Source organism: Streptomyces sp. NBC_00306, from assembly GCF_036169555.1.
Classification (GTDB): Bacteria; Actinomycetota; Actinomycetes; order Streptomycetales; family Streptomycetaceae; genus Streptomyces; species Streptomyces achmelvichensis.
Map to the genome: position 1 here is coordinate 4060892 of NZ_CP108032.1, position 25000 is coordinate 4085891.

Here is a 25000-nt window from a genome sequence, read left to right on the forward strand (position 1 = left end):
GAACGACGGTGGCGGAACGTAGCACGGCCGCCGTCGACGTGGCTGACAACAGCGGAGATGATCCGCTGTCCGCGCAGGCGGGGAAGGCCACGAACGACGGGGCGGCTGAAACCGAGGACACGGCGAAGAAGTCCGCGCCGGACACAGGCAGCGACGGGCAGGGCACCGAGCCCACCATCGCCACGCCTGAGCTGCACAGTGGCCACAAGCTCGCCAGACGCTACCGGCTCGAGGAGTGCGTCACCCGTCTGGACGGTTTCAGCAGCTGGCGTGCTGTCGACGAGAAGTTGCGCCGTGCAGTCGGAGTCCACCTGCTGCCCGCGGACCATCCCCGGGCCCGTTCGGTCCTTGCAGCGGCCCGTTCCTCGGCTCTGCTCGGCGATCCCCGCTTCGTGCAGGTGCTGGACGCGGTCGAGGAGAACGACCTCGTATACGTCGTCCACGAATGGATTCCGGACGCGACAGAGCTCACTGCTCTGCTCGCCATGGGGCCCATGGAACCGCACGACGCCTATCAGCTCGTCGACCAGCTCTCCCAGGCCATGGCCGCGGCGCATCGTGAGGGCCTCGCGCATCTGAAGCTCACCCCCGGCGCGGTCCTGCGGAGCTCGACCGGGCAGTACCGCATCCGTGGCCTCGCGGTGAACGCCGCCCTGCGGGGCATCACGGCGGAGCGCCCGCAACGCACCGACACCGAAGCGATCGGCGCCCTGCTCTACGCCGCCCTGACACAGCGCTGGCCGTACGAGAGCGACGCCTACGGGCTCTCCGGACTGCCCAAGGGCGTCGGCCTGGTCGCGCCCGACCAGGTGCGTGCGGGGGTGCACCGAGGACTCTCGGAGCTCGCCATGCGCGCCCTGGTCAACGACGGCGCCACGGCTTCCCGCCAAGAGCCGCCGTGCACGACGCCTGACGAGCTCGCGAAGGCCGTCGCCGCGACGCCCCGCATCCGCCCGCCCGAGCCGTCCTTCACCGCGTCCCCCGACTATCAGCAGACGACGTACCAGCAGGGCTCCTACGGCCGCCCGGGCAACCACGCCAGGTCGGCAGTCACCCAATCGGTGCCCGTCCCACCGGCACCGCTCGAAAGCCGCACGGGTCGGGTCCTCAAGTGGGGCGTGGCCGCCTTGCTGATTGCGGCACTGGGCCTCGGCAGCTGGCAGATCGCGGACAAGCTGATCGACAAGGACAAGGGCTCGGGCAACACCCAGACGAACCCCGGCGAGGGTGACGACGACAAGGTGAAGGCACCCGACAAGCCGCTGGAGATCAAGGACGCGTCGGAGTTCGTGCCCAACGGCTCCAGCGGCATACAGGAGGCGGACGCACCCAACGCCGTCGACGGCAAGCCCGACACAGCGTGGATCACGCCGCGATACGACGGCGCCGCGAACTTCGGCAATCTCCCGTTCCGCCGCCAGGGCAGCGGGATCATCGTCGACCTGGGCAAGGTGCAGGAGGTCGCCGGCATCGAGGTCGTCATGTACCGCAGTGGCCAGAAGGTCGAGGTCCTCGCCGCCGGCGAGGACGCCTCCGACCCCTCGTCGCTCGAGGACTTCTCCGAACGTCTCACCGCTCTGGAGAAGGCGGGTAAGGACGTGAAGGCCACGCTCGACAAGCCGACGAGTACTCGTTATGTGCTGGTCCGCGTCACCGAACTGGCTCCGGACAGCTCCCCGTCCTCCTTCCGGGGCGGTATCTCTGAGATCACGCTCCTCGGACGCTGAGGGCCGGTCATTGAGGCAGGCAGCGCCGGCTGGCCGTGGCGTGACGAGCGATGTGGGAGCCGGGCCCGTACCCCTGGGGATCGGCCCGGCTCTATGCTCTTCATCTCTATGACCTTCGCGACTCGAATCGTGATAGACAGTCCGAGCCACGACCGAGCGTGACCACAGGCAGGGTGGTACCGGACAGAGGGTGGAGGCCGTGACGACTGGGGCGTCCAACTCACTCAGTGACTCGGAGCTGCTGGCCCGCCATGTCGGGGGCGACCCCGAGGCTTTTGGTGAGCTCGTACGCCGGCATCGTGACCGGCTCTGGGCGGTGGCCCTGCGCACCCTGGGAGACCGGGAGGAAGCCGCGGACGCTGTGCAGGACGCTCTCGTGTCCGCCTTCCGGGCAGCCCACACCTTCCGCGGCCAGTCCGCTGTCACCACATGGCTCCACCGCATCACGGTGAATGCCTGTCTCGACCGGGCTCGCAAGGCCGCCTCCCGCAAGACGTCGCCGGTCGACGATACAGAGCGCCTGGAACAGCTCCTTGAGCCCCATGAGTCCGCGGAAGCGCCCGCAGAACGACAGGATCTGCACCGCGAGCTCTTGGCGGCGCTCGCGAAGCTTCCTGTCGATCAGCGAGCTGCTCTGGTGCTGGTCGATATGCAGGGCTACCCGGTCGCGGAGGCCGCCCGTGTCCTCGATGTGCCGACCGGCACCGTGAAAAGTCGATGCGCTCGGGGGAGAGCACGACTGCTGCCCATGCTCACCCATCTGCGCGCAGATGCCGGGGATAGCGACGAGTCCAACGAGGGAAGGAACCGGACGCCAGGGAAATCCGTCCCACCGGCGTCGGGACTTAGGGATGCAGGGACGACAACCGACCCTGCTGCTGTGAAGGGCGGAGGTGGGCGCGCATGACATCCACGGCCGACATGACTCAGCACCCGGACGTCTCGGAGATCTCCGATCTCACGGAAGGCCTGCTGTCACCGTCTCGCAGTGCCGATCTGCGACAGCACCTGGACGCCTGTGAGCTGTGCGCCGATGTGCACGCCTCACTGCAAGAAATCCGCGAAACGCTCGGCACGCTTCCCGGTCCCGTACGGATGCCCGCTGACATCGCGGGCCGCATCGATGCGGCGCTGGCCGCCGAGGCGCTTCTGGACTCCACAGCGCCGGAAGAGCACGAGCATGTTTCACGTGAAACAACGACCGCAGCCCGCTCGCAGGACACCCGCCCGAGCGAGCGCCCGGCGGGGCACGCCCGTGGCACCACCGGTCCCGGTCGCACCCGGCAAGGACGGCGCCGCCGCACCGCTGTGCTCGGCGCCATCGTCAGCGTGGCCGCTGTCGGCGTGAGTGTGCTGCTGATGCAGACGATGTCGCCGGGAGGCGCCGGCGACGCCGGAGCATCCAAGGAGACCAGCGTCAGCTCTGCTGCCGGCGACGGCCGGGACTTCGCAGCCATGAACCTCGAGCGCCAGGTCCAGCACCTGGTGGCCGCAGCGCCCACCCTCGACACAAAGATCGACAAGAGTGAGTCCTTCGGCTCTGCCGACAGCGCACCGCCGCCCAGCACCCGGAAGGGCAGCGCGGCACCCGTACCGACCTGCGTTCAGAAGGGCACGGGGCGGACCGACGCGCCCATCGCCGTCGAGAAGGGCGTGTACAAGGGGGAGAACGCCTACCTGGTGGTGCTCCCTCATGTCTCTGACACGCAGCAGGTTCAGGCCTACGTCATTGACGCGGCCTGCGTGGACATCGCTCCCGCTTCCACGGGAAAACTCCTACTGACGAGCACGTACCCTCGCCACTGACGCGCCCCACCGTGCCGTGCGGCCACCCTGGGAATGCCAGCCCCTTAGGATCCGTTGGGTGGGGTGAGAGTCATTGACCCGGCCCAGTAGGCAGTAGGCAGTCCGCAGAGACGAGGAAAAACGCCGTGAGCGACGTCCGCAACGTGATCATCATTGGCTCTGGCCCGGCCGGTTACACGGCAGCCCTGTATACCGCCCGCGCATCGCTGCAGCCGCTGGTGTTCGAGGGTGCCGTCACCGCCGGTGGTGCGCTGATGAACACGACCGATGTGGAGAACTTCCCCGGCTTCCGCGACGGCATCATGGGCCCGGACCTGATGGACAACATGCGCGCTCAGGCCGAGCGGTTCGGCGCCGAGCTGGTACCGGACGACATCGTGAACGTCGACCTCACGGGCGACATCAAGACTGTCACCGACACCGCCGGCACCGTCCACCGTGCGAAGGCCGTCATCGTCACGACCGGCTCGCAGCACCGCAAGCTCGGCCTGCCGAACGAGGACGCGCTGTCCGGTCGCGGCGTCTCCTGGTGTGCGACCTGTGACGGGTTCTTCTTCAAGGGCCAGGACATCGCCGTGATCGGCGGCGGCGACACCGCCATGGAGGAGGCGACCTTCCTTTCCCGGTTCGCCAAGTCCGTCACCATCGTCCACCGCCGTGACACGCTGCGTGCCTCCAAGGCCATGCAGGACCGCGCCTTCGCCGACCCCAAGATCTCCTTCGCCTGGGACAGCGAGATCGCGCAGATCCACGGAGACCAGAAGCTCTCCGGTCTGACCCTGCGCAACACCAAGTCCGGCGAGACCTCTGAGCTTGCGGTGACCGGACTGTTCATCGCCGTGGGCCACGACCCCCGGACGGAGCTCTTCAAGGGCCAGCTCGACCTGGACGACGAGGGCTACCTGAAGGTCGAGGCTCCGTCGACGCGGACCAACCTCACGGGCGTGTTCGGCGCCGGCGACGTCGTCGACCACACCTACCGCCAGGCCATCACGGCTGCCGGCACCGGCTGTTCGGCCGCTCTCGACGCCGAGCGCTACCTCGCGGCACTCGCCGACAGCGAGCAGGTCTCCGAGCCGGAGAAGACCCCCGCGGTCTGACCCTGAACCATCTCCCCCTCCACCCCGCAGAAGTAAGGAGGTCGCCGTGGCCGGCGCCCTGAAGAACGTTACCGACGACTCCTTCGAAGAGGACGTCCTCAAGAGCGACAAGCCCGTACTCGTGGACTTCTGGGCCGCGTGGTGCGGACCGTGCCGCCAGATCGCGCCGTCCCTCGAAGCGATCGCGGCCGAGCACGGTGACAAGATCGAGGTCGTCAAGCTCAACATCGACGAGAACCCGGCCACCGCGGCCAAGTACGGCGTCATGTCCATCCCGACGCTGAACGTGTACCAGAACGGTGAGGTCGCCAAGACCATCGTCGGCGCCAAGCCGAAGGCCGCGATCGTTCGCGACCTGGAGAACTTCATCGCCGAATAGTGGCGAGTGGTCACGGCGTCGATGTTTCACGTGAAACACGAATGGGCTCATCCCTCACCGGGATGAGCCCATTGGCGTAGGACGCGATCACAGGGGACGCAACGCCGGCTCCTTCTGGACCGCGCCGAGGAGACGGTCGAGTGCGAGCTCCACGTCTTCCTTCCACGACAGCGTGGTCCTCAGCTCCAGCCTCAGCCTCGGGTTGGTCGGATGCGGTCGCACTGTCTTGAAGCCCACGGCCAGCAGATGGTCCGCCGGCAGCACGCAGGCCGGCTCCTTCCACCGCGCGTCGCCGAATGCTTCGATTGCGCGGAAGCCTCGCCTCAGCAGATCCTTGGCCACCGTCTGCACGATGACCCTGCCGAGGCCCTGACCCTGATAGCCCGGGTTGATCCAGGCGGTCATCAGCTGGACGGCATCGGCCGAGACCGGACTCGTGGGGAAGGCGGTGGACCGGGGTACATACGCCGGCGGTGCGTAGAGGACGAACCCCACGGGCACGTCGTCGACGTAGACCACGCGGCCGCACGAGCCCCATTCGAGCAGCACCGCCGAGATCCAGGCTTCCTTCTCCAGCTCCGGCGTGCCCGCCTTTACTGCCGCTTCTCCGCTGACCGGATCAAGTTCCCAGAAGACGCACGCTCGGCATCGCTTGGGTAGGTCCGAAAGGTTGTCCAGCGTGAGGGGTACGAGCCGACGCCCCATGAAGGCTGTTCCTCGCTTCCTTCTCCGGCGGCGCTACGAGCGGCCGCCAGCGCGCTCCGTTCATGGAGCAGGCTGCTGATGAAGCCTCCTACTGCTCCCAGGCCCAGGCCTGCGGTGACCAGTTGGCTACGGCTAACCGTTCGCACGGTCCCTCGCCCTCCTCTGAGGTGGATCAAGGTGGATGCGCCTATACCAGAACGCATCGTATCCACCTGTTCCTGACATCGGTACCGCCAGATGGCAAAGGGCGGGCCGTGTCCGGTGAAACACCCGGACACGGCCCGCCCTTCAGGGGACCGAGGAAGCCCTCAGACCTCTTCGTCCTGCTCCGAATCCTCGGTGAGGCCCTTCTCCAGGACTCGTCCCTCGCCCGGGGCGAGGGTGCCGAGGATGCGCTCCAGATCGTCTATCGAAGCGAACTCGACAACGATCTTTCCCTTCTTCTGACCCAGGTCGACCTTCACGCGGGTCTCGAAGCGGTCGGAGAGCCGGGAAGCCAGATCGGTGAGCGCCGGCGAGAGCCGGGTCCCCGCTCGCGGACTCTTTGGCTTGGCCGCACTCTTCGGGTTCGAGTTGATCAGCGTCACGATCTCCTCGACAGCGCGCACCGACAGCCCCTCGGCCACGATGCGGTGGGCGAGGCGGTCCTGCTCGTCGGAGTCATCCACCGACAGCAGCGCCCGTGCATGACCGGCCGAGAGAACGCCGGCTGCGACCCTGCGCTGAACGGGAGGCGACAGCCGCAGCAGACGCAGCGTGTTCGACACCTGCGGACGTGACCGGCCGATCCGGTCCGCCAGCTGGTCGTGCGTGCAGTTGAAGTCCTTGAGCAGCTGGTCGTAGGCCGCAGCCTCTTCCAGCGGGTTCAGCTGCGCACGGTGGAGGTTCTCCAGGAGGGCGTCCAGCAGAAGCTTCTCGTCGTCCGTGTGCCGGACGATCGCGGGGATCCGCTCGAGACCGGCCTCACGGCAGGCCCTCCAGCGGCGCTCGCCCATGATGAGCTCGTACCGCTCGGTTCCCAGCTGACGCACGACCACCGGCTGGAGAAGCCCGACCTCCTTGATGGAGGTGACGAGCTCCGCCAGGGCATCCTCATCGAATACCTCACGAGGCTGACGCGGGTTGGGCGTGATCGCGTCGAGAGGCAGTTCGGCGAAGTGCGCGCTGAGCGACTCCTCGGGCTCCACCGCAGCTTCCGGCTCCGCTGCGGGCATCGTCGCGTCGGGCGCTACGGCGGCCGACGGCAGCGTTGCCACCTTGGCGGCCGCCACACCCCGCTCCGCGGTCAGTACGGGACCTGCCCCCGGAGAGTTCGATGCCCCGCTGGGCGGCACCTGCTTCTCCTGGGGAGCGGCAGGGATCAGCGCACCGAGCCCACGCCCCAATCCTCTACGTCGCTCACTCACTGGATGCCCTCCGAGATGTTCTGCTGGCTGTTCTGACCGCCCAGCTGGGCGTGCTGCGGGTCGTACTGGACACCGACACCGCGGAGTGCGATCTCACGAGCTGCTTCCAGATACGACAGGGAACCACTGGAACCCGGATCGTAGGTCAGCACCGTCTGGCCGTAACTCGGGGCCTCTGAGATACGCACCGAGCGGGGGATGCTCGTCCGCAGCACCTCTTCACCGAAGTGACTACGGACCTCGTCCGCCACCTGGGAGGCAAGGCGGGTTCGGCCGTCGTACATGGTGAGGAGAATCGTCGACACGTGCAGCGCGGGGTTCAGATGCCCCCGTACAAGGTCCACGTTTCTCAGCAACTGCCCCAAGCCCTCCAGTGCGTAGTACTCGCACTGGATGGGGATGAGCACCTCCGCACCGGCCACCAGCGCATTGACAGTCAGCAGACCGAGCGAGGGCGGGCAGTCGATGAGGATGTAGTCCAGTGGCTGCTCATAGGCCTGGATGGCCCGTTGCAGTCGGCTCTCCCGCGCCACCAGCGACACCAACTCGATCTCCGCACCGGCGAGATCGATGGTGGCTGGGGCGCAGAAGAGGCCTTCGACGTCCGGGACGGGCTGGACCACCTCGGAGAGCGGCTTGCTCTCCACCAGGACGTCATAGATGGAGGGGACTTCGGCGTGGTGGTCGATCCCCAGCGCCGTGGAGGCGTTGCCCTGTGGATCCAGGTCGACCACCAGGACGCGCGCGCCGTGCAGGGCGAGCGAGGCAGCGAGGTTGACCGTGGTAGTGGTCTTCCCCACGCCGCCCTTCTGGTTGGCGACAACCATGACGCGTGTCTGGTCAGGTCGGGGCAGACCTTCACCGGCACGCCCCAGCGCCTCCACGGCCAGCTGGGCAGCTCGACCGATGGGGGTGTCGTCCATGGGGGGCGGTGTTTCACGTGAAACATCGTCCCCCGGCGACTCAGTACGGGGACCGGGGACCGGATCGGTCATCGGTCCCGCGATGTTGGCGTCGGACCGCAAGGATTCACTCTCCTCGACTTCAGACTCGCGATGAACAGAGCCTGCCATGCTTTCGGGGTCGTGAACCAGCGAGGCCCGTGGTTCTGTGGAGGAATCCACCTCTGTGGACATCTCCCTAGCCCTTACGAGGGGCGCACGGTTCCGAATGGGGGCGGCTGCTCGGCCGCGGCTGATGATTCCCTGCAGCAGTGAGCGACGTTTCACGTGAAACACGATGCACGCGCCGCAGGACTACATCCGCACGACACTCCGAAATGCGTACGTATGGAAGCTTGTATGGAGCATCGCTCATAGACAGTACGGACCGGACAGAAGGAAACCGCTGGATCACGGCACGGGGATCAGCGTCGTCGTCGAGTGCGGCTCGTCCGGGCCGCCTTCGCCCGCTTGGCCGCGAAACGCACCCCGCCGGGGCTCTCTCCGACCTCCACGCGCACCACGGTGGAGAGCGGATCGACATGGCCCTCGCCGACATGCAGCACTGAGGTCTCCACGACGCCGAGCTTGCTCAGCGCCGCCCGTGCTCCCTGGATCTCTTCCTCGGCGGTGTCGCCCTTGAGCGCCAGCATCTCCCCATAGGGACGCAGCAGAGGGACTCCCCAGCCGGCCAGCCGGTCGAGCGGAGCCACGGCACGGGCCGTGACCACATGGACGGGAGGAAGCGAGCCCAGAACCTCCTCCGCCCGCCCCCGCACCACGGTCACATGGTCGAGCCCCAGCAGCTCGACCACTTCCTGGAGAAAGTTCGTCCTGCGCAGCAGAGGTTCCAGGAGCGTGATCTTCAGATCCGGGCGCACCAGGGCGAGCGGGATACCCGGGAGCCCTGCTCCGGAGCCGACATCGCAGACCGTGACGTTCTGCGGGACCACCTCGGAGAGCACAGCGCAGTTCAGCAGGTGCCGCTCCCAGAGCCGCGGAACCTCGCGCGGACCGATCAGGCCGCGCTTCACGCCGGCGTCGGCGAGCAGCTCCGCATAGCGCACGGCTTCCGGGAAGAAGTCGCCGAATACCGCCCGCGCTTCCTCAGGAGCCTGAGGAAGCTCTGCTGCCTCCGTCACGGGGACCGTCCTTCCGTACCGCACTGCCGCAATGTGGACCGTGGTGGCTGACTATCAGGCTGACAAAGATCGGCCCCGTCTGCGAAACAGACGGGGCCGAGGAAACAATGGTGGTCAGGCAGGGAGGACGACGACGAAGCGCTGCGGCTCCTCGCCCTCGGACTCGCTGCGCAGACCCGCGGCCGCGACCGCGTCGTGCACGACCTTGCGCTCGAAGGGTGTCATCGGGTCGAGCTTGACCGGCTCGCCGGAGCTCTTCACCTCGTCGGCGGCCTTGGCACCGAGCTCGGCGAGCTCGGTGCGCTTCCGGGCCCTGAAGCCCGCGATGTCCAGCATCAGCCGGCTGCGGTCACCGGTCTCGCGGTGCACGGCGAGCCGGGTCAGCTCCTGAAGGGCTTCCAGGACCTCCCCGTCACGGCCGACGAGCTTCTGCAGATCCCGGCCGCTCGAGTCGCTGATGATCGAGACCGCGGCCCGGTCGGCCTCGACGTCCATGTCGATGTCGCCGTCAAGGTCGGCGATGTCGAGCAGACCCTCGAGGTAGTCGGCAGCGATCTCCCCTTCCTGCTCGAGGCGGGTCAGGGTGTCGCCACTGTCTACGGCAGCGGGGATGGTGCCTTCCGTCACGGATGGACTCCTTCTTGCTTACTTCTTGGACGACGGGTGCTTGGGCCGCTGCTGGCCCTTGCGCTGTCCGGACTTGGGCTGCTGGCGCGCGGACCCGGAGGGGGACTTGCCGGCCGAGTTCGGCTTGGCGTCCTCCGGAGCGTTCTTCTCCAAGGACGGCTTGGCCGGCGCGTCATCCACGCTCTTGGCCGAACCGGGCTGGGTGGCGCCGGCCGAGCGCTTCGCCTTGGTCTGCCGCTTGGGCTGCTGGCGCCGCTGGGCACCGGCGCCCTCCGCCTCGACCGCGGCTTCGTCGCTCTTGGTCACCGTGCCGTCCGCCTGAGCTGCGAAGCCCGCCTTGGCCAGACCGGTGATGAACTTGCGCTCGTTGTCGTTGCGGTCCGTGCCCTTGGCGACGATGGCCTGGATGACGCTCCGCTTGCGGCGCGACTTCACCTCGCCCGAAGCGGTGACGCTCTTCAGCACACGCTGCAGATAGTGGTCCTGAGCCTTGCTGCCGGGGGTGGGGTTCTGGTTGATGACGAACATCTGCTGGCCCATGGTCCACACGTTGGTGGTCAGCCAGTAGACGAGAACACCGACGGGGAAGTTGATGCCCATCACGGCGAAGATGACCGGGAAGATGTACATCAGCATCTTCTGCTGCTGCATGTACGGGGTCTTCACCGTCAGGTCGACGTTCTTCAGCATCAGCTGGCGCTGCGTGTAGAACTGCGACGCCGACATCATCACGATCATGACCGCGGTGACGATCCGGACGTCAGTCAGGGTGGCGTCGAGCGCAGCGACCTTTTCAGGGCTGTCCATGAACTTCGCGGCGATCGGGGCACCGAAGATGTGGGCCTGCCTGGCACTGTCGACCAGGCTCTGGTTGAGAACGCCGATCGTGTCGCCCGAGGCGATCTTGCTGAGCACGTGGTACAGCGCGAAGAAGAACGGCGACTGGGCCAGGATGGGAAGGCACGAGGAGAGCGGGTTCGTACCCGTCTCCTTGTACAGCTTCATCATCTCTTCGGACTGACGCTGCTTGTCGCTCTTGTAGCGCTCCTGGATCGCCTTCATCTTGGGCTGGAGCGCCTGCATGTTCCGCGTCGCCTTGATCTGCTTGACGAACAGCGGGATCAGGCAGATCCGGATGAGGATCACCAGCGACACGATCGACAGCCCCCAGGCCCAGCCCGTGTCCGGGCCGAAGATCGCCCCGTAGAGACTGTGGAACTGGACGATGACCCACGAAACTGGCGTGGTGATAAAGCTGAAGATACTGGCAATCGTGTCCACTAATCAGGCTCCTTGAGCATTGGGCGAGGTCTCTGCGGCCGGACTCGGAAGGTCGGTGACCGACTCCCGGGACGGCGCATCAGCGGCGGATTGCCCGCCCTTGCTGCCGCGCAAGGCATCACGCAGCATGGCGTGCCACCGCGGACGCTTGCGTGGCGGCACATGGTCCACTCCGCCCGGCGACCACGGATTGCACCGCAGGATGCGCCAGGCGGTCAGTGCTGTGCCCTTGATCGCACCGTGACGGTCGATGGCCGTGTATCCGTAGTGCGAACACGACGGGTAGTACCTGCAGACGGGCCCCAGCATGGGGCTGATCGTCCACTGATACAGCTTGATCAGGGCCAGCAGCGGGTACTTCATCGCGCGCCCCCTCCCAGCAACCGCTCGAGAGCGGCGTCCAGGTCTCGGGCCAGCTGTGCTTGGTCGGCGTCACCCGCCCCGGGCAGCGCCCGTACGACCACCAGGCTACCGGGGGGCAGCTCGGCGAGACGATCGCGCATCAGGTGCCGCAGTCGACGCTTGACCTTGTTGCGTACGACCGCTCCGCCCACTGCCTTGCTCACGACGAAACCCGCACACGTCGGGGGAGCTGTCTCCCCCGTCGCGTGCGGGTCCGTTGCACCGCTGCGTAGATGGACGACGAGGAGCGGGCGTCCGGCCCGGCGTCCTCGGCGTACCGCGGTCGCGAAGTCCTCGCGCCGCCTCAGCCGATTCTCGGTAGGCAGCACGTCATGACCTGTAAGTGATCAGGCGGACAGGCTGGCGCGACCCTTGCCACGGCGAGACGCGAGAATCGCGCGGCCGGCACGGGTACGCATGCGCAGACGGAAGCCGTGGGTCTTGGCACGACGACGGTTGTTCGGCTGGAAGGTGCGCTTGCTCACTCGGGGGCTCCAGTTAAAGATCGTGGATGGCGGGACATCGCCTGGCTGTCACCGTGCGCCCACGAGTAGCTCGCAATACGCCCGAGTGCACCGCTTCACGATCACAGACCGTGATCTTTGCCCATCGGAGGCAGGCGGCAGCAGCCATCGACAACTCGACCTGGTCACGGTACGCGCGGCTACGCCATCCGGTCAAACCGGCCCCGGGGTGGCCCACACTATGCACAGGCTGTGGACAACAACTTGAACCGCGCGGGTCGCCCTGACTACCTTGGCGGAACTCCTATTCCTTTCCTGCCTGTCTTCCTATCCCGTCCCGAGAACCACACATTCGTGGGACCTGCGAGAGAGCGTGCCTTGTGGCTGACGTACCTGCCGATCTTGCCGCAGTGTGGCCACGAGTGCTGGAGCAGCTCCTCGCAGAGGGCCAGCAGGGCATCGAGTCCAAGGACAAGCAGTGGATCGAGCGCTGCCAGCCTCTCGCGCTGGTCGCCGACACCGCACTGCTCGCCGTCCCCAATGAATGGGGCAAGCGTGTCCTCGAGGGCCGGCTCGCCCCCTTGATCAGCGAGACCCTGAGCCGCGAGTGCGGGCGTCCCATCCGGATCGCGATCACCGTCGACGACTCCGCGGGGGAGCCCCCGCCGTCGCAGTCGTCCGCGCCGCAGCAGTCGCAGGCACCCCTTTATCAGGGGCCGCATCACGACGAGCCCCAGGACGACCGCTACCGGGGGTACGGCCACCGGCCCTCCGACGACGGCCTGCCGGAGATCCGTCCGGCCTATCCGGAGTACCAGCAGCAACGGCAGGAGCAGGAGTACCAGCAGCAGCGACAGGACTCCGACTATCAGCAGCAGCGGCCCGAGCCCGGGGCCTGGCCGCGTACGCAGGAGGACCTGTCCTGGCAGCAGCCGCGGCTCGGCGGCTTCCAGGACCGCGATCCGTACGCCACCACCAGACCCCACCAGCCGCAGCGCGACTACCGGTCGCCGCAGCCGCCGGAGCGTCAGCAGTACGAGCAGCAGCGGCCGGAGCGCCGTGAGATGGAGCCCCAGTCGCCGCACCGCGGTGTCTCTCAGGGCGCGCCCGGGCCGCTGGGTGCACAGCCCTCGCCGGCGCCCGGCCCCGGTGAGCCGCATGCCCGGCTGAATCCGAAGTACCTCTTCGACACCTTCGTCATCGGCGCGTCGAACCGCTTCGCGCACGCGGCCGCCGTCGCGGTGGCCGAGGCCCCGGCGAAGGCGTACAACCCGCTCTTCATCTACGGGGAGTCGGGCCTCGGCAAGACGCACCTGCTGCACGCCATCGGGCACTACGCGCGCAGCCTCTATCCGGGGACGCGGGTGCGGTACGTGAGCTCGGAGGAGTTCACCAACGAGTTCATCAACTCGATCCGCGACGGCAAGGGCGACACCTTCCGCAAGCGCTACCGCGATGTGGACATCCTGCTGGTCGACGACATCCAGTTCCTCGCGAGCAAGGAGTCGACGCAGGAGGAGTTCTTCCACACCTTCAACACGCTCCACAACGCGAACAAGCAGATCGTGCTCTCCTCGGACCGGCCGCCCAAGCAGCTGATGACGCTGGAGGACCGGCTGCGGAACCGTTTCGAGTGGGGTCTGACGACGGATGTGCAGCCCCCGGAGCTGGAGACGCGGATCGCGATCCTCCGGAAGAAGGCTGTCCAGGAGCAGCTCAACGCTCCGCCGGAGGTGCTGGAGTTCATCGCCTCCCGTATCTCGCGCAACATCCGCGAGCTGGAGGGTGCGCTGATCCGGGTGACGGCCTTCGCGTCCCTGAACCGGCAGCCGGTGGACCTCGGGCTCACCGAGATCGTGCTGAAGGACCTGATCCCCGGCGGCGAGGACTCGGCACCGGAGATCACCGCGAGCGCCATCATGGCCGCGACCGCCGACTACTTCGGTCTCACGGTGGAGGACCTCTGCGGCTCCTCCCGCAGCCGGGTGCTCGTCACGGCCCGGCAGATCGCCATGTACCTGTGCCGGGAGCTCACCGATCTGTCGCTGCCGAAGATCGGCGCGCAGTTCGGCGGCCGTGACCACACCACCGTGATGCATGCCGACCGGAAGATCCGTGCCCTGATGGCCGAGCGGCGCTCGATCTACAACCAGGTCACCGAGCTCACCAACCGCATCAAGAACGGCTGACGCGGCCGCTCGACACCCCTTCGCAACGCCCCGGGACACCAGATCCCGGGGCGTTCTGCTGTGCTGCGCGCGGCCGCGGACCGGAGTGAGCGGCGCCGGCTGTTCGAATACGCGACCGGGCGGAAGGGTTCTCCACAGATCTGGGGAAGATCTTCCGTCCACAGCCTGGGGACCGGGAAGTTGTCCAGATTGCGTCCACAGGTACGGTTGCTGAGACTTCATCACAGCAGGTCAGTGCCTTGTGGATTTGTGGCCAACCGCGCTCCACAGACTGTGGACACAGAAATCGTCCACAGGCCATGATCGACGTTGTCCACCGGCGACCCACAGGCTGCGCCGTGTTGCCCACAGCTTCTCCACACCGCTGTCCACTGTTCGGCAACGAAACACGCCCTCTCACCGTGTCGAGTGAAAGCCGTCACACCAAGGGGGCAGGTTGGCCTGTGGGGAACGTGGGTAAAGCTGGGGACAGCGCTGGGGAGAAGTCCCCTCCGGCTGTGCATCGGATGTGCAGAACTTTCCGGTGTCCACAGAAACCCCCGGTTGTCCACCGGTCCCGCCCACAGGCACGGTGGACAAAAAAGTGGGTCTGACCTGGGAAAACGACGTTATCCACGGTTTCCACAGGCCCTACTACTACTCCCACTTAGAGTTACCGGGAAATTCGCTTCGAAGAGGGCCCTGTGCACAACTCGAGCCAGGAGCCCGGCGCACCGGTCGCCACGACTTGACCCCGACCCGCACCGACTGTCGGTGCTGTGCGTCAGACTGGTCCCCGGCAACACAGCCGACGACGAAGGCCAGCAAGGGCGAGCCAGCAACAGCAGGAGGCGGTTCCGGTGAAGATCCGGGTTGAGCGCGATGTACTCGCGGAGGCGGTGGCCTGGGTGGCCCGGAGCCTCCCGGCCCGTCCGCCGGCGCCCGTACTTGCCGGCCTTCTGCTGAAGGCCGAGGACGGCGCCCTCAGCTTCTCGAGCTTCGACTACGAGGTCTCGGCCAAGGTCTCCGTGGAGGCGGAGGTCGACGAGGACGGCACCGTGCTCGTCTCCGGCCGCCTGCTCGCCGACATCTGCCGCGCCCTCCCCAACCGCCCGGTGGAGATTTCCACAGACGGTGTACGAGCGACCGTGGTCTGCGGCTCCTCGCGATTCACACTCCACACCCTGCCTGTGGAGGAGTACCCGGCGCTGCCGCAGATGCCGACCGCGACCGGCACCGTGCCCGGTGAGGTCTTCGCCTCCGCCGCCGCGCAGGTCGCCATCGCCGCCGGCCGCGACGACACCCTGCCCGTCCTCACCGGTGTGCGGATCGAGATCGAGGGCGACACCGTCACCCTGGCCTCCACCGACCGCTACCGCTTCGCGGTCCGCGAGTTCCTGTGGAAGCCGGAGAACCCGGACGCGTCCGCCGTCGCCCTGGTGCCCGCCAAGACGCTCCTAGACACCGCCAAGGCACTCACCAGTGGCGACACGGTGACGCTCGCGCTCTCCAGCTCCGGCGCCGGAGAGGGCCTGATCGGTTTCGAGGGTGCCGGACGGCGCACCACCACCCGTCTCCTCGAAGGCGATCTGCCGAAGTACCGGACGCTGTTCCCGACCGAGTTCAACTCCGTCGCGGTGATCGAGACCGCGCCGTTCGTCGAGGCTGTGAAGCGTGTGGCCCTGGTGGCCGAGCGGAACACTCCGGTCCGGCTCAGCTTCGAGCAGGGCGTGCTGATCCTGGAGGCCGGCTCCAGCGACGATGCACAGGCTGTGGAGCGTGTGGACGCGCAGCTGGAGGGCGACGACATCTCGATCGCCTTCAACCCGACCTTCCTGCTCGACGGTCTGAGCGCGATCGACTCGCCGGTCGCCCAGCTGTCGTTCACCACGTCCACGAAGCCCGCGCTGCTGAGCGGCAGGCCGGCAGTGGATGCCGAGGCGGACGATGCGTACAAGTACCTGATCATGCCCGTACGGCTCTCCGGCTGAGCCCACAGGGCGTGGACACTTCCGGGGCCTGCTCACTCTCCGAGCAGGCCTGCCGGGCTGCTCCGACCCTGCGGGCGTAGGCTCGGAGCCGGGTACGAATCGGCATACAACGCTAAAGGAACTTCAGATGGAGCTCGGTCTCGTCGGCCTCGGCAAGATGGGCGGCAACATGCGCGAGCGCATCCGCCGCGCGGGCCACACCGTCCTCGGCTACGACCGCAACGCGGACCTCGCCGATGTCCACAGCCTGCAGGAACTTGTGGAGAAGCTGAAGGGACCGCGGGTCGTGTGGGTCATGGTCCCGGCGGGCGCCGCGACCCAGTCGACCATCGACGAGCTGGCCGAGCTGCTGTCCCCCGGAGATGTCGTCGTGGACGGCGGCAACTCGCGCTGGACCGACGACGAGAAGCACGCCGTCGAGCTGGGCCTCAAGGACATCGGCTTCGTCGACTGCGGTGTCTCCGGCGGTGTCTGGGGCCTGGAGAACGGCTACGCGCTGATGTACGGCGGAACCGCCGAAAACGTGGCGAAGGTCCAGCCGATCTTCGACGCGCTCAAGCCCGAGGGCGACTTCGGCTCCGTCCACGCGGGCAAGGTCGGCGCCGGCCACTTCGCCAAGATGGTCCACAACGGCATCGAGTACGCCATGATGCAGGCCTACGCCGAGGGCTGGGAGCTGCTCGAGAAGGTCAACTCGGTCACCGATGTGCGTGAGGTCTTCCGCTCCTGGCAGGAGGGCACCGTCATCCGCTCGTGGCTGCTCGACCTGGCGGTCAACGCCCTCGACGACGACGAGCACTTGGAGAAGCTGCGGGGTTATGCACAGGACAGTGGCGAGGGCCGGTGGACTGTGGAAGCCGCGATCGACAACGCCGTGCCGCTGCCCGCGATCACCGCGTCGCTGTTCGCCCGGTTCGCCTCCCGGCAGGACGACTCCCCGCAGATGAAGATGATCGCCGCGCTGCGCAACCAGTTCGGCGGCCACGCGGTGGAGAACACCAAGTAAGTCCCAGCCGGGGGAGGTCGGCGCACATCCATGCACGTCACGCACTTGTCGCTGGCCGACTTCCGCTCGTACGCCCGGGTCGAGGTCCCGCTCGATCCGGGCGTCACCTCGTTCGTGGGGGCGAACGGGCAGGGCAAGACCAATCTCGTCGAGGCGGTCGGCTATCTGGCGACGCTGGCCAGCCACCGCGTCTCGTCGGACGCCCCCCTGGTGCGTATGGGTGCCGAGCGTGCGGTGATCCGCGCGGCCGTCACGCAGGGCGAGCGCTCCCAGCTGGTCGAGCTCGAACTCAACCCGGGGCGGGCGAACCGGGCGCGTATCAACAGGTCATCGCAGGTCAGACCGCGTGATGTGCTGGGGATAGTGCGCACGGTGCTGTTTGCGCCGGAGGATCTCGCGCTCGTGAAGGGTGACCCGGGCGAGCGTCGCCGCTTCCTGGACGAACTCGTCACCGCGCGCTCGCCGCGGATGGCCGGGGTCCGCTCGGACTACGACCGGGTGCTCAAGCAGCGCAACACCCTGCTGAAGTCCGCGGCGATGGCACGGCGGCACGGCGGACGCGGGATGGACCTGTCCACACTGGATGTCTGGGACCAGCATCTGGCGCGGGCGGGCGCGGAGTTGCTGGCGCAGCGCGCCGAGCTGATCGCCGCACTGCAGCCTCTCGCGGACAAGGCGTACGACGCTCTGGCCCCCGGTGGTGGGCCCTTGGCGCTGGAGTACCGTTCCTCCGCCGCCGCGGCGGAATCCGGAGCGGGCGACTCCGCGGGCGCAGCCGCCGACGGGCCGAGCGGCCGTGACGAGCTGTACGCACAGCTGATCGCCGCGCTCGGCGAGGTGCGCAAGCAGGAGATCGAGCGGGGAGTGACGCTGGTCGGGCCGCACCGGGACGAGCTGGTGCTCAAGCTCGGGCAGCTGCCGGCAAAGGGGTACGCCAGCCACGGAGAGTCCTGGTCCTATGCGCTGGCCCTGCGCCTGGCCTCGTACGACCTGCTCCGCGCGGAGGGCAACGAGCCCGTGCTCGTCCTGGACGACGTCTTCGCCGAGCTGGATGTGAAGCGGCGCGAGCGCCTGGCGGAACTGGTGGCTCCGGGCGAGCAGGTCCTGGTGACGGCGGCCGTCGACGACGATGTGCCGGGGGTGCTGGCCGGGGCTCGGTACGCCGTGGCCGGCGGCGAGGTGGAGCGGGTATGAGCGACGAGATTCCGGCCGACACCCCCCAGGAACCCCAGACGTCCGGGGTCGATCTGGCACGGGTCGCCCTGCGCGCCGCGAAGGAGCAGGCGCGGGCACGTGGTGCGGCGGCGCAGGAGAAGCGGCAGGCCAGGCGGGGCGGCGGGCTGCGCTCCGGGGCGCGCGCGGACGGCCGCGACCCGCTGCCGCTGGGCTCGGCCATCAACCGGCTGATCACCGAGCGCGGCTGGGAGACCCCTGCCGCTGTGGGCGGGGTGATGGGCCGCTGGCCGCAGATCGTGGGCGAGGACCTGGCGAATCACTGTGTGCCGCTGCGGTACGACGAGGAACCCGACGAGCGGGTGCTGACGGTGCAGTGCGACTCGACGGCCTGGGCGACACAGCTCCGGCTGCTGGCACCACGACTGGTGGCCCGCCTGAACGAGGACCTGGGGCACGGTACCGTCCGGCTGATCAAGGTGCTGGGGCCCGGAGGGCCGCGCAAGGGGTACGGACCGCTGCGGGCGCCGGGGAGTGTGGGCCCGGGGGACACGTACGGGTGAGCCGGGGCGGATTTCCCGCACCCCGGGCATTCGCCGCCCGGAACCGCTGCCTCCCAGCGACCACCGGGTGACCTGACCCCGGAAACGAGGTACCGGAGCCGAAGCCTCCGGAGTTCTTCGAGCCGCCGCACCGGAACCGCCGGGTCCCTGTCCCATGTCCTTCCGAGGCGAGCATCGAGGAGCCGCGGGATCTGCGTCACACCGGGCCCCGCGGACCATCCCGCATGAGGGTCACCGCGTACCCGGATTCCGCCTCCGAGACCCACGATCCCGCCCCAAGCGGACCCCTCACTTCCCCCCTGTATCACCCGCATCGCCCCGGGTGTCCCTCACCGTAGCCAGAGGTTGACAGCCCGAAGCTCTCAATGCCCGCGTGAGCCCTCTGGAGCCCCTCCCCGAATGTGGGGAGTCGGACGGCCGGTGTTCAGGGCGGCACATGCGGACTCAGCTACCGGCAAACCCCCATGAGTGTCAGCCGTACCGGTAGACTGGTGAGCAATCCCGCCTTCTCGCGGAACATGTCGAACGACGCAGCCGCTCCCGCCTGCCCGGAGAACGGCTTGTGCTGTGCCAGAAAGGGCGCTTCGTGGCCGATTCCGGCAACCCCAACGAGAACAATCCGTCCATCCCCGCCGGCGGACACGGCGAGGTCACCGCCTCGTACGACGCCAGTGCGATCACCGTCCTCGAGGGACTGGACGCGGTCCGCAAGCGCCCCGGCATGTACATCGGGTCCACCGGTGAGCGCGGCCTGCACCACATGGTGCAGGAAGTCGTCGACAACTCCGTCGACGAGGCCCTGGCCGGTCACGCGGACATGATCGACGTGACCATCCTGGCCGACGGCGGCGTGCGCGTCGTCGACAACGGCCGCGGTATCCCGGTCGGCATCGTCCCGTCGGAAGGCAAGCCGGCCGTCGAGGTCGTGCTGACCGTCCTGCACGCGGGCGGCAAGTTCGGCGGCGGCGGTTACGCGGTCTCCGGCGGTCTGCACGGTGTGGGCGTGTCCGTCGTCAACGCCCTGTCCTCCAAGGTCTCCGTCGAGATCAAGACGGACGGCTACCGCTGGACCCAGGAGTACAAGCTCGGCGTGCCCACCGCGCCCCTCCAGCGCAACGAAGCGACCGACGAGACCGGCACCTCGGTGACCTTCTGGTCCGACCCCGACGTGTTCGAGACCACCGACTACTCCTTCGAGACGCTCTCCCGGCGCTTCCAGGAGATGGCCTTCCTCAACAAGGGCCTCACCCTGAAGCTGACGGACGAGCGCGAGTCGGCCAAGGCCACCGCCGGTGCCGACAGCGTCGAGGAGGCGGGCGAGGAGCCGGTCCGCACGGTCACGTACTTCTACGAGGGCGGCATCGTCGACTTCGTGAAGTACCTGAACTCGCGCAAGGGCGAGCTCATCCACCCCACCGTCATCGACGTGGAGGCCGAGGACAAGGAGCGGCTGCTCTCGGTCGAGATCGCGATGCAGTGGAACTCGCAGTACACCGAGGGTGTCTACTCCTTCGCGAACACGATCCACACGCACGAGGGCGGTACCCACGAAGAGGGCTTCCGGTCCGCACTGACGGGCCTGGTCAACCGGTACGCGCGCGACAAGAAGCTGCTGCGCGAGAAGGACGACAACCTCTCCGGCGAGGACATCCGCGAGGGTCTGACGGCGATCATCTCGGTCAAGCTGGGCGAGCCGCAGTTCGAGGGCCAGACCAAGACCAAGCTGGGCAACACCGAGGCGAAGACCTTCGTCCAGAAGGTCGTGCACGAGCACCTCACGGACTGGTTCGACCGCAACCCGAACGAGGCCGCGGACATCATCCGCAAGTCCGTCCAGGCGCAGACGGCGCGCGTCGCGGCCCGCAAGGCCCGTGACCTCACCCGGCGCAAGGGCCTGCTGGAGTCCGCCTCGCTGCCGGGCAAGCTGAGCGACTGCCAGTCGAACGACCCGACCAAGTGCGAGATCTTCATCGTCGAGGGTGACTCCGCCGGCGGCTCGGCGAAGTCCGGCCGCAACCCGATGTATCAGGCGATCCTGCCGATCCGCGGCAAGATCCTGAACGTCGAGAAGGCGCGGATCGACAAGATCCTGCAGAACACCGAGGTCCAGGCGCTGATCTCGGCCTTCGGCACCGGAGTCCACGAGGACTTCGACATCGAGAAGCTCCGCTATCACAAGATCATTCTGATGGCGGACGCCGACGTCGACGGCCAGCACATCAACACCCTCCTGCTGACCTTCCTCTTCCGCTTCATGCGGCCGCTGGTCGAGGCCGGGCACGTGTATCTCTCCCGCCCGCCGCTCTACAAGATCAAGTGGGGCCGGGACGACTTCGAGTACGCGTACTCGGACCGTGAGCGCGACGCGCTCGTCGAGCTCGGCAAGCAGAACGGCAAGCGGATCCGGGAAGACTCGATCCAGCGCTTCAAGGGTCTCGGTGAGATGAACGCCGAGGAGCTGCGCATCACGACCATGGACGTGGACCACCGCGTGCTCGGTCAGGTCACGCTGGACGACGCGGCGCAGGCCGACGATCTGTTCTCGGTGCTGATGGGAGAGGACGTCGAGGCACGGCGTTCCTTCATCCAGCGCAACGCCAAGGACGTTCGGTTCCTCGACATCTGAGTCGGTCTCAGCTGACCGCACGAAAGGACTTTGACCAGCAATGGCCGACGAGAACACCCCTGTGATGCCCGAAGAGGAACCCGCCATTCCGGGCGTGGGGATGCGCGTGGAGCCCGTCGGGCTCGAGACCGAGATGCAGCGCTCCTACCTCGACTACGCGATGTCCGTCATCGTGTCGCGTGCGCTGCCCGACGTACGGGACGGTCTCAAGCCCGTCCACCGGCGTGTGCTGTACGCGATGTACGACGGCGGATACCGGCCCGAGAAGGGCTTCTACAAGTGCGCCCGTGTGGTCGGCGACGTCATGGGTACCTACCACCCGCACGGTGACTCCTCGATCTACGACGCCCTGGTCCGTCTGGCCCAGCCGTGGTCGATGCGCATGCCGCTGGTGGACTCCAACGGCAACTTCGGCTCCCCGGGCAACGACCCGGCCGCCGCCATGCGGTACACCGAGTGCCGGCTCAAGCCGCTGTCCATGGAGATGCTCCGGGACATCGACGAGGAGACCGTCGACTTCCAGGACAACTACGACGGCCGCAACCAGGAGCCGACGGTTCTGCCGGCGCGGTTCCCGAACCTGATGGTCAACGGCTCGGCCGGTATCGCGGTCGGTATGGCGACCAACATCCCGCCGCACAACCTCCGCGAGGTCGCGGCCGGCGCCCAGTGGGCGCTGGAGCACCCCGAAGCGACGCACGAGGAGCTGCTCGACGCGCTCATCGAGCGGATCAAGGGCCCGGACTTCCCGAGCGGTGCGCTGGTCGTGGGCCGCAAGGGCATCGAGGAGGCGTACCGCACCGGTCGCGGCTCCATCACGATGCGCGCGGTCGTCGACGTCGAGGAGATCCAGAACCGCCAGTGCCTGGTGGTCACGGAGCTTCCGTACCAGACCAACCCGGACAACCTCGCCCAGAAGATCGCCGACCTGGTGAAGGACGGCAAGATCGGCGGGATCGCGGACGTCCGCGACGAGACCTCCTCGCGAACCGGTCAGCGTCTGGTCATCGTGCTCAAGCGCGACGCGGTCGCCAAGGTCGTGCTGAACAACCTGTACAAGCACACCGACCTGCAGACGAACTTCGGCGCGAACATGCTGGCACTGGTCGACGGCGTGCCGCGCACGCTGTCCCTGGACGCCTTCATCCGCCACTGGGTGACGCACCAGGTCGAGGTCATCGTCCGGCGCACGAAGTTCCGGCTGCGCAAGGCCGAGGAGCGGGCGCACATCCTGCGCGGTCTGCTCAAGGCTCTGGACGCGATCGACGAGGTCATCGCGCTGATCCGGCGCAGTGACACGGTCGAGATTGCGCGCGGCGGCCTGATGGACCTCCTGGAGATCGACGAGATCCAGGCCAACGCCATCCTCGAGATGCAGCTGCGCCGACTGGCCGCCCTGGAGCGCCAGAAGATTGTGCAGGAGCACGACGAGCTGCAGGCGAAGATCAACGAGTACAACGCGATCCTCGCCTCGCCGGAGAAGCAGCGCCAGATCGTCAGCGAGGAACTGGCCGTCCTGGTCGAGAAGTTCGGCGACGACCGGCGGTCCAAGCTGGTGCCCTTCGACGGTGACATGTCCATCGAGGACCTGATCGCCGAGGAGGACATCGTCGTCACCATCACGCGTGGCGGCTATGTGAAGCGCACGAAGACCGACGACTACCGCTCGCAGAAGCGGGGCGGCAAGGGCGTACGGGGCACGAAGCTCAAGGAAGACGACATCGTCGACCACTTCTTCGTCTCCACCACGCACCACTGGCTGCTCTTCTTCACCAACAAGGGCCGCGTCTACCGGGCCAAGGCGTACGAGCTCCCCGACGCCGGACGTGATGCCCGGGGTCAGCACGTTGCCAACCTGCTGGCCTTCCAGCCGGACGAGCAGATCGCCGAGATCCTGGCGATCCGCGACTACAACGCCGCGCCGTACCTGGTGCTCGCCACCAAGGGCGGCCTGGTCAAGAAGACCCCGCTGAAGGACTACGACTCACCCCGCTCGGGCGGCGTCATCGCGATCAATCTTCGTGAGACGGACGACGGCAGCGACGACGAGCTGATCGGCGCCGAGCTGGTCTCGGCCGAGGACGACCTGCTGCTCATCAGCAGGAAGGCCCAGTCGATCCGGTTCACCGCGACGGACGACGCACTGCGCCCGATGGGCCGTGCGACCTCGGGCGTCAAGGGCATGAGTTTCCGTGAGGGGGACCAGCTCCTCTCGATGAATGTGGTGCGGCCCGGTACGTTCGTGTTCACTGCTACCGACGGTGGGTACGCCAAGCGGACCGCCGTCGACGAGTACCGCGTCCAGGGTCGTGGTGGCCTCGGTATCAAGGCCGCCAAGATCGTGGAGGACCGTGGGTCGCTCGTGGGCGCGCTGGTGGTCGAGGAGACGGATGAGATCCTCGCCATCACCCTTGGTGGCGGTGTGATTCGTACGCGAGTCAACGAAGTCAGGGAGACGGGCCGTGACACCATGGGCGTCCAACTGATCAACCTGGGCAAGCGTGATGCCGTTGTCGGTATCGCTCGCAACGCCGAGGCTGGTCGTGAGGCCGAAGAGGTCGAAGGGACCGATGAAGCCGACGCCGGTGGGGCCGAGGCTGCTGTCGAGGGCACGGAGTCCTCGGCCGGGGAGCACGAGGAGTAGAGCGTGAGTGGAGCCACGGGCGCCGGTTCGGCCGCTGCCGGAGCTGGAGCGAACGGTGCCCGTGGCCCTGCCGCGGACTCCCAAGGCGGGGGCACCCCCGCCGATGGCAGGGGGATGACGGTGACGGACACCCGGGGGCCCAATGCCCCGTACGAGACGTATGCGGGCGAGCAGCCGGCCCCTCAGCAGCCGGCACAGCCGTACCACCCGCCGCAGGCCTACCAGTCGCCCCAGGGCGGCGGCGGGACCCAGGGAGGCGTCCGCCTGCCGCGCACCGGGGCGCGGACGACTCCGCGCACCCGAAAGGCGCGGCTGCGTGTCGCCAAGGCCGACCCCTGGTCGGTGATGAAGGTCAGCTTCCTGCTCTCCATCGCGCTGGGCATCTGCACGGTGATCGCGTCCGCGGTGCTGTGGATGGTCATGGACGCGATGGGCGTCTTCTCGACGGTCGGCGGGACGATCAGCGAGGCCACCGGCTCGAACGAGAGCAACGGCTTCGACCTCCAGTCGTTCCTGTCGCTCCCGCGCGTCCTCATCTTCACCTCGGTCATCGCGGTGATCGATGTGGTGCTGGCCACAGCGCTGGCGACGCTCGGAGCCTTCATCTACAACCTCTCCGCGGGGTTTGTGGGCGGCGTCGAGCTCACGCTGGCGGAGGACGAGTAACCGATTTGGGAGCTGCGCCAGACGTGCGCTAATCTTCAGAAGTCAGCGCGCAGCGCGGCGGGGCTATAGCTCAGTTGGTTAGAGCGCATCCCTGATAAGGATGAGGCCACAGGTTCAAATCCTGTTAGCCCCACCAGCCGAAAGACCCCCAGCCGATCATGGTTGGGGGTCTTTCGCATCCCG

General features: G+C 67.5%; 22 protein-coding genes and 1 tRNA gene. 14 read left to right on the forward strand and 9 right to left on the reverse strand.

What is annotated here, in order from left to right; all coding sequences use genetic code 11:
- Positions 1–8: 8 nt before the first annotated feature.
- The 5 genes from OHA05_RS18085 to trxA all read left to right on the forward strand — a co-directional run bounded on the left by OHA05_RS18085 (position 9) and on the right by trxA (position 5012).
- Complete coding sequence (locus tag OHA05_RS18085; RefSeq protein ID WP_328861155.1) at positions 9–1727, forward strand: protein kinase family protein; 1719 nt, start codon at positions 9–11, stop codon at positions 1725–1727.
- 190 nt (positions 1728–1917) lie between these two features.
- On the forward strand, positions 1918–2634 hold the full coding sequence (gene sigM / locus OHA05_RS18090) for an RNA polymerase sigma factor SigM (protein ID WP_391843569.1): 717 nt from the start codon (positions 1918–1920) through the stop codon (positions 2632–2634).
- Positions 2631–3533: an anti-sigma factor family protein gene (locus OHA05_RS18095; RefSeq protein WP_328861156.1), complete on the forward strand. Its 903-nt coding sequence runs from the start codon at positions 2631–2633 to the stop codon at positions 3531–3533. The genes sigM and OHA05_RS18095 overlap by 4 nt, the downstream gene beginning before the upstream one ends.
- Before the next feature lie 125 nt (positions 3534–3658).
- Positions 3659–4633, forward strand: a complete 975-nt coding sequence (trxB, locus tag OHA05_RS18100) for a thioredoxin-disulfide reductase (protein ID WP_328861157.1) — start codon at positions 3659–3661, stop codon at positions 4631–4633.
- 46 nt (positions 4634–4679) lie between these two features.
- A complete protein-coding gene (trxA, locus tag OHA05_RS18105) occupies positions 4680–5012 on the forward strand; it encodes a thioredoxin (protein ID WP_313945318.1) in 333 nt (110 codons plus the stop codon).
- Between the two features lie 87 nt (positions 5013–5099).
- On the opposite strand, the gene OHA05_RS18110 is transcribed toward trxA, so the two are convergent.
- From OHA05_RS18110 to rpmH, 9 genes are all read right to left on the reverse strand, one after another.
- On the reverse strand, positions 5100–5717 hold the full coding sequence (locus OHA05_RS18110) for a GNAT family N-acetyltransferase (RefSeq protein ID WP_313945317.1): 618 nt from the start codon (positions 5715–5717) through the stop codon (positions 5100–5102).
- A 308-nt stretch (positions 5718–6025) separates the two neighbouring features.
- The gene (locus OHA05_RS18115; RefSeq protein ID WP_313945316.1) at positions 6026–7123 is read right to left on the reverse strand and encodes a ParB/RepB/Spo0J family partition protein; all 1098 of its coding nucleotides are present in this window, start codon (positions 7121–7123) and stop codon (positions 6026–6028) included.
- Positions 7120–8196 (reverse strand): ParA family protein, encoded by a 1077-nt coding sequence (locus OHA05_RS18120; RefSeq protein WP_313945315.1) that lies wholly within the window; start codon positions 8194–8196, stop codon positions 7120–7122. Before OHA05_RS18120 ends, OHA05_RS18115 begins: the two co-directional genes overlap by 4 nt.
- Positions 8197–8489: 293 nt before the next feature.
- Positions 8490–9206, reverse strand: a complete 717-nt coding sequence (gene rsmG, locus OHA05_RS18125; protein WP_313945314.1) for a 16S rRNA (guanine(527)-N(7))-methyltransferase RsmG — start codon at positions 9204–9206, stop codon at positions 8490–8492.
- A 114-nt stretch (positions 9207–9320) separates the two neighbouring features.
- A complete protein-coding gene (locus OHA05_RS18130; protein ID WP_313945313.1) occupies positions 9321–9833 on the reverse strand; it encodes a Jag family protein in 513 nt (170 codons plus the stop codon).
- Between the two features lie 18 nt (positions 9834–9851).
- Positions 9852–11114, reverse strand: a complete 1263-nt coding sequence (yidC, locus tag OHA05_RS18135; RefSeq protein ID WP_328861158.1) for a membrane protein insertase YidC — start codon at positions 11112–11114, stop codon at positions 9852–9854.
- A gap of 3 nt (positions 11115–11117) precedes the next feature.
- Positions 11118–11477 carry a membrane protein insertion efficiency factor YidD gene (yidD, locus tag OHA05_RS18140; protein WP_327682375.1) on the reverse strand — a complete coding sequence of 120 codons (360 nt, stop codon included), beginning with the start codon at positions 11475–11477 and terminating at the stop codon, positions 11118–11120.
- A complete protein-coding gene (rnpA, locus tag OHA05_RS18145) occupies positions 11474–11845 on the reverse strand; it encodes a ribonuclease P protein component (RefSeq protein ID WP_313945310.1) in 372 nt (123 codons plus the stop codon). The genes yidD and rnpA overlap by 4 nt, the downstream gene beginning before the upstream one ends.
- Before the next feature lie 18 nt (positions 11846–11863).
- Positions 11864–12001, reverse strand: coding sequence for a 50S ribosomal protein L34 (gene rpmH / locus OHA05_RS18150; protein WP_010985740.1), 138 nt, complete (start codon positions 11999–12001; stop codon positions 11864–11866).
- A 359-nt stretch (positions 12002–12360) separates the two neighbouring features.
- Between rpmH and dnaA the strand changes: the two genes are divergently transcribed.
- The 9 genes from dnaA (at position 12361) to OHA05_RS18195 (ending at position 24953) form a co-directional block, all read left to right on the forward strand.
- The gene (gene dnaA, locus OHA05_RS18155) at positions 12361–14169 is read left to right on the forward strand and encodes a chromosomal replication initiator protein DnaA (protein ID WP_313945309.1); all 1809 of its coding nucleotides are present in this window, start codon (positions 12361–12363) and stop codon (positions 14167–14169) included.
- An 839-nt stretch (positions 14170–15008) separates the two neighbouring features.
- Positions 15009–16139 (forward strand): DNA polymerase III subunit beta, encoded by a 1131-nt coding sequence (dnaN, locus tag OHA05_RS18160; protein ID WP_313945308.1) that lies wholly within the window; start codon positions 15009–15011, stop codon positions 16137–16139.
- Positions 16140–16266: 127 nt separating this feature from the next.
- On the forward strand, positions 16267–17145 hold the full coding sequence (gene gnd, locus OHA05_RS18165) for a phosphogluconate dehydrogenase (NAD(+)-dependent, decarboxylating) (protein ID WP_313945307.1): 879 nt from the start codon (positions 16267–16269) through the stop codon (positions 17143–17145).
- Positions 17146–17175: 30 nt separating this feature from the next.
- Complete coding sequence (recF, locus tag OHA05_RS18170; RefSeq protein WP_328861159.1) at positions 17176–18339, forward strand: DNA replication/repair protein RecF; 1164 nt, start codon at positions 17176–17178, stop codon at positions 18337–18339.
- On the forward strand, positions 18336–18881 hold the full coding sequence (locus OHA05_RS18175) for a DUF721 domain-containing protein (RefSeq protein WP_313945305.1): 546 nt from the start codon (positions 18336–18338) through the stop codon (positions 18879–18881). Before recF ends, OHA05_RS18175 begins: the two co-directional genes overlap by 4 nt.
- 562 nt (positions 18882–19443) lie before the next feature.
- Positions 19444–21507 carry a DNA topoisomerase (ATP-hydrolyzing) subunit B gene (gene gyrB / locus OHA05_RS18180; protein WP_313945304.1) on the forward strand — a complete coding sequence of 688 codons (2064 nt, stop codon included), beginning with the start codon at positions 19444–19446 and terminating at the stop codon, positions 21505–21507.
- A gap of 40 nt (positions 21508–21547) precedes the next feature.
- Positions 21548–24151, forward strand: a complete 2604-nt coding sequence (gene gyrA / locus OHA05_RS18185; protein WP_313945303.1) for a DNA gyrase subunit A — start codon at positions 21548–21550, stop codon at positions 24149–24151.
- 3 nt (positions 24152–24154) lie between these two features.
- On the forward strand, positions 24155–24817 hold the full coding sequence (locus OHA05_RS18190) for a DUF3566 domain-containing protein (RefSeq protein WP_391843585.1): 663 nt from the start codon (positions 24155–24157) through the stop codon (positions 24815–24817).
- 59 nt (positions 24818–24876) lie between these two features.
- Positions 24877–24953, forward strand: a tRNA-Ile gene (locus tag OHA05_RS18195).
- The last annotated feature ends 47 nt before the right edge of the window (positions 24954–25000 follow it).

Excerpts from the sequence above, each read along its gene's own strand:
- yidD (WP_327682375.1), bottom strand. The coding sequence starts at position 11,477 with ATGAAGTACCCGCTGCTGGCCCTGATCAAGCTGTATCAGTGGACGATC.
- OHA05_RS18175 (WP_313945305.1), top strand. The coding sequence starts at position 18,336 with ATGAGCGACGAGATTCCGGCCGACACCCCCCAGGAACCCCAGACGTCC.
- OHA05_RS18095 (WP_328861156.1), top strand. The coding sequence starts at position 2,631 with ATGACATCCACGGCCGACATGACTCAGCACCCGGACGTCTCGGAGATC.
- OHA05_RS18110 (WP_313945317.1), bottom strand. The coding sequence starts at position 5,717 with ATGGGGCGTCGGCTCGTACCCCTCACGCTGGACAACCTTTCGGACCTA.
- gnd (WP_313945307.1), top strand. The coding sequence starts at position 16,267 with ATGGAGCTCGGTCTCGTCGGCCTCGGCAAGATGGGCGGCAACATGCGC.
- gyrA (WP_313945303.1), top strand. The coding sequence starts at position 21,548 with ATGGCCGACGAGAACACCCCTGTGATGCCCGAAGAGGAACCCGCCATT.
- OHA05_RS18120 (WP_313945315.1), bottom strand. The coding sequence starts at position 8,196 with ATGGCAGGCTCTGTTCATCGCGAGTCTGAAGTCGAGGAGAGTGAATCC.
- recF (WP_328861159.1), top strand. The coding sequence starts at position 17,176 with ATGCACGTCACGCACTTGTCGCTGGCCGACTTCCGCTCGTACGCCCGG.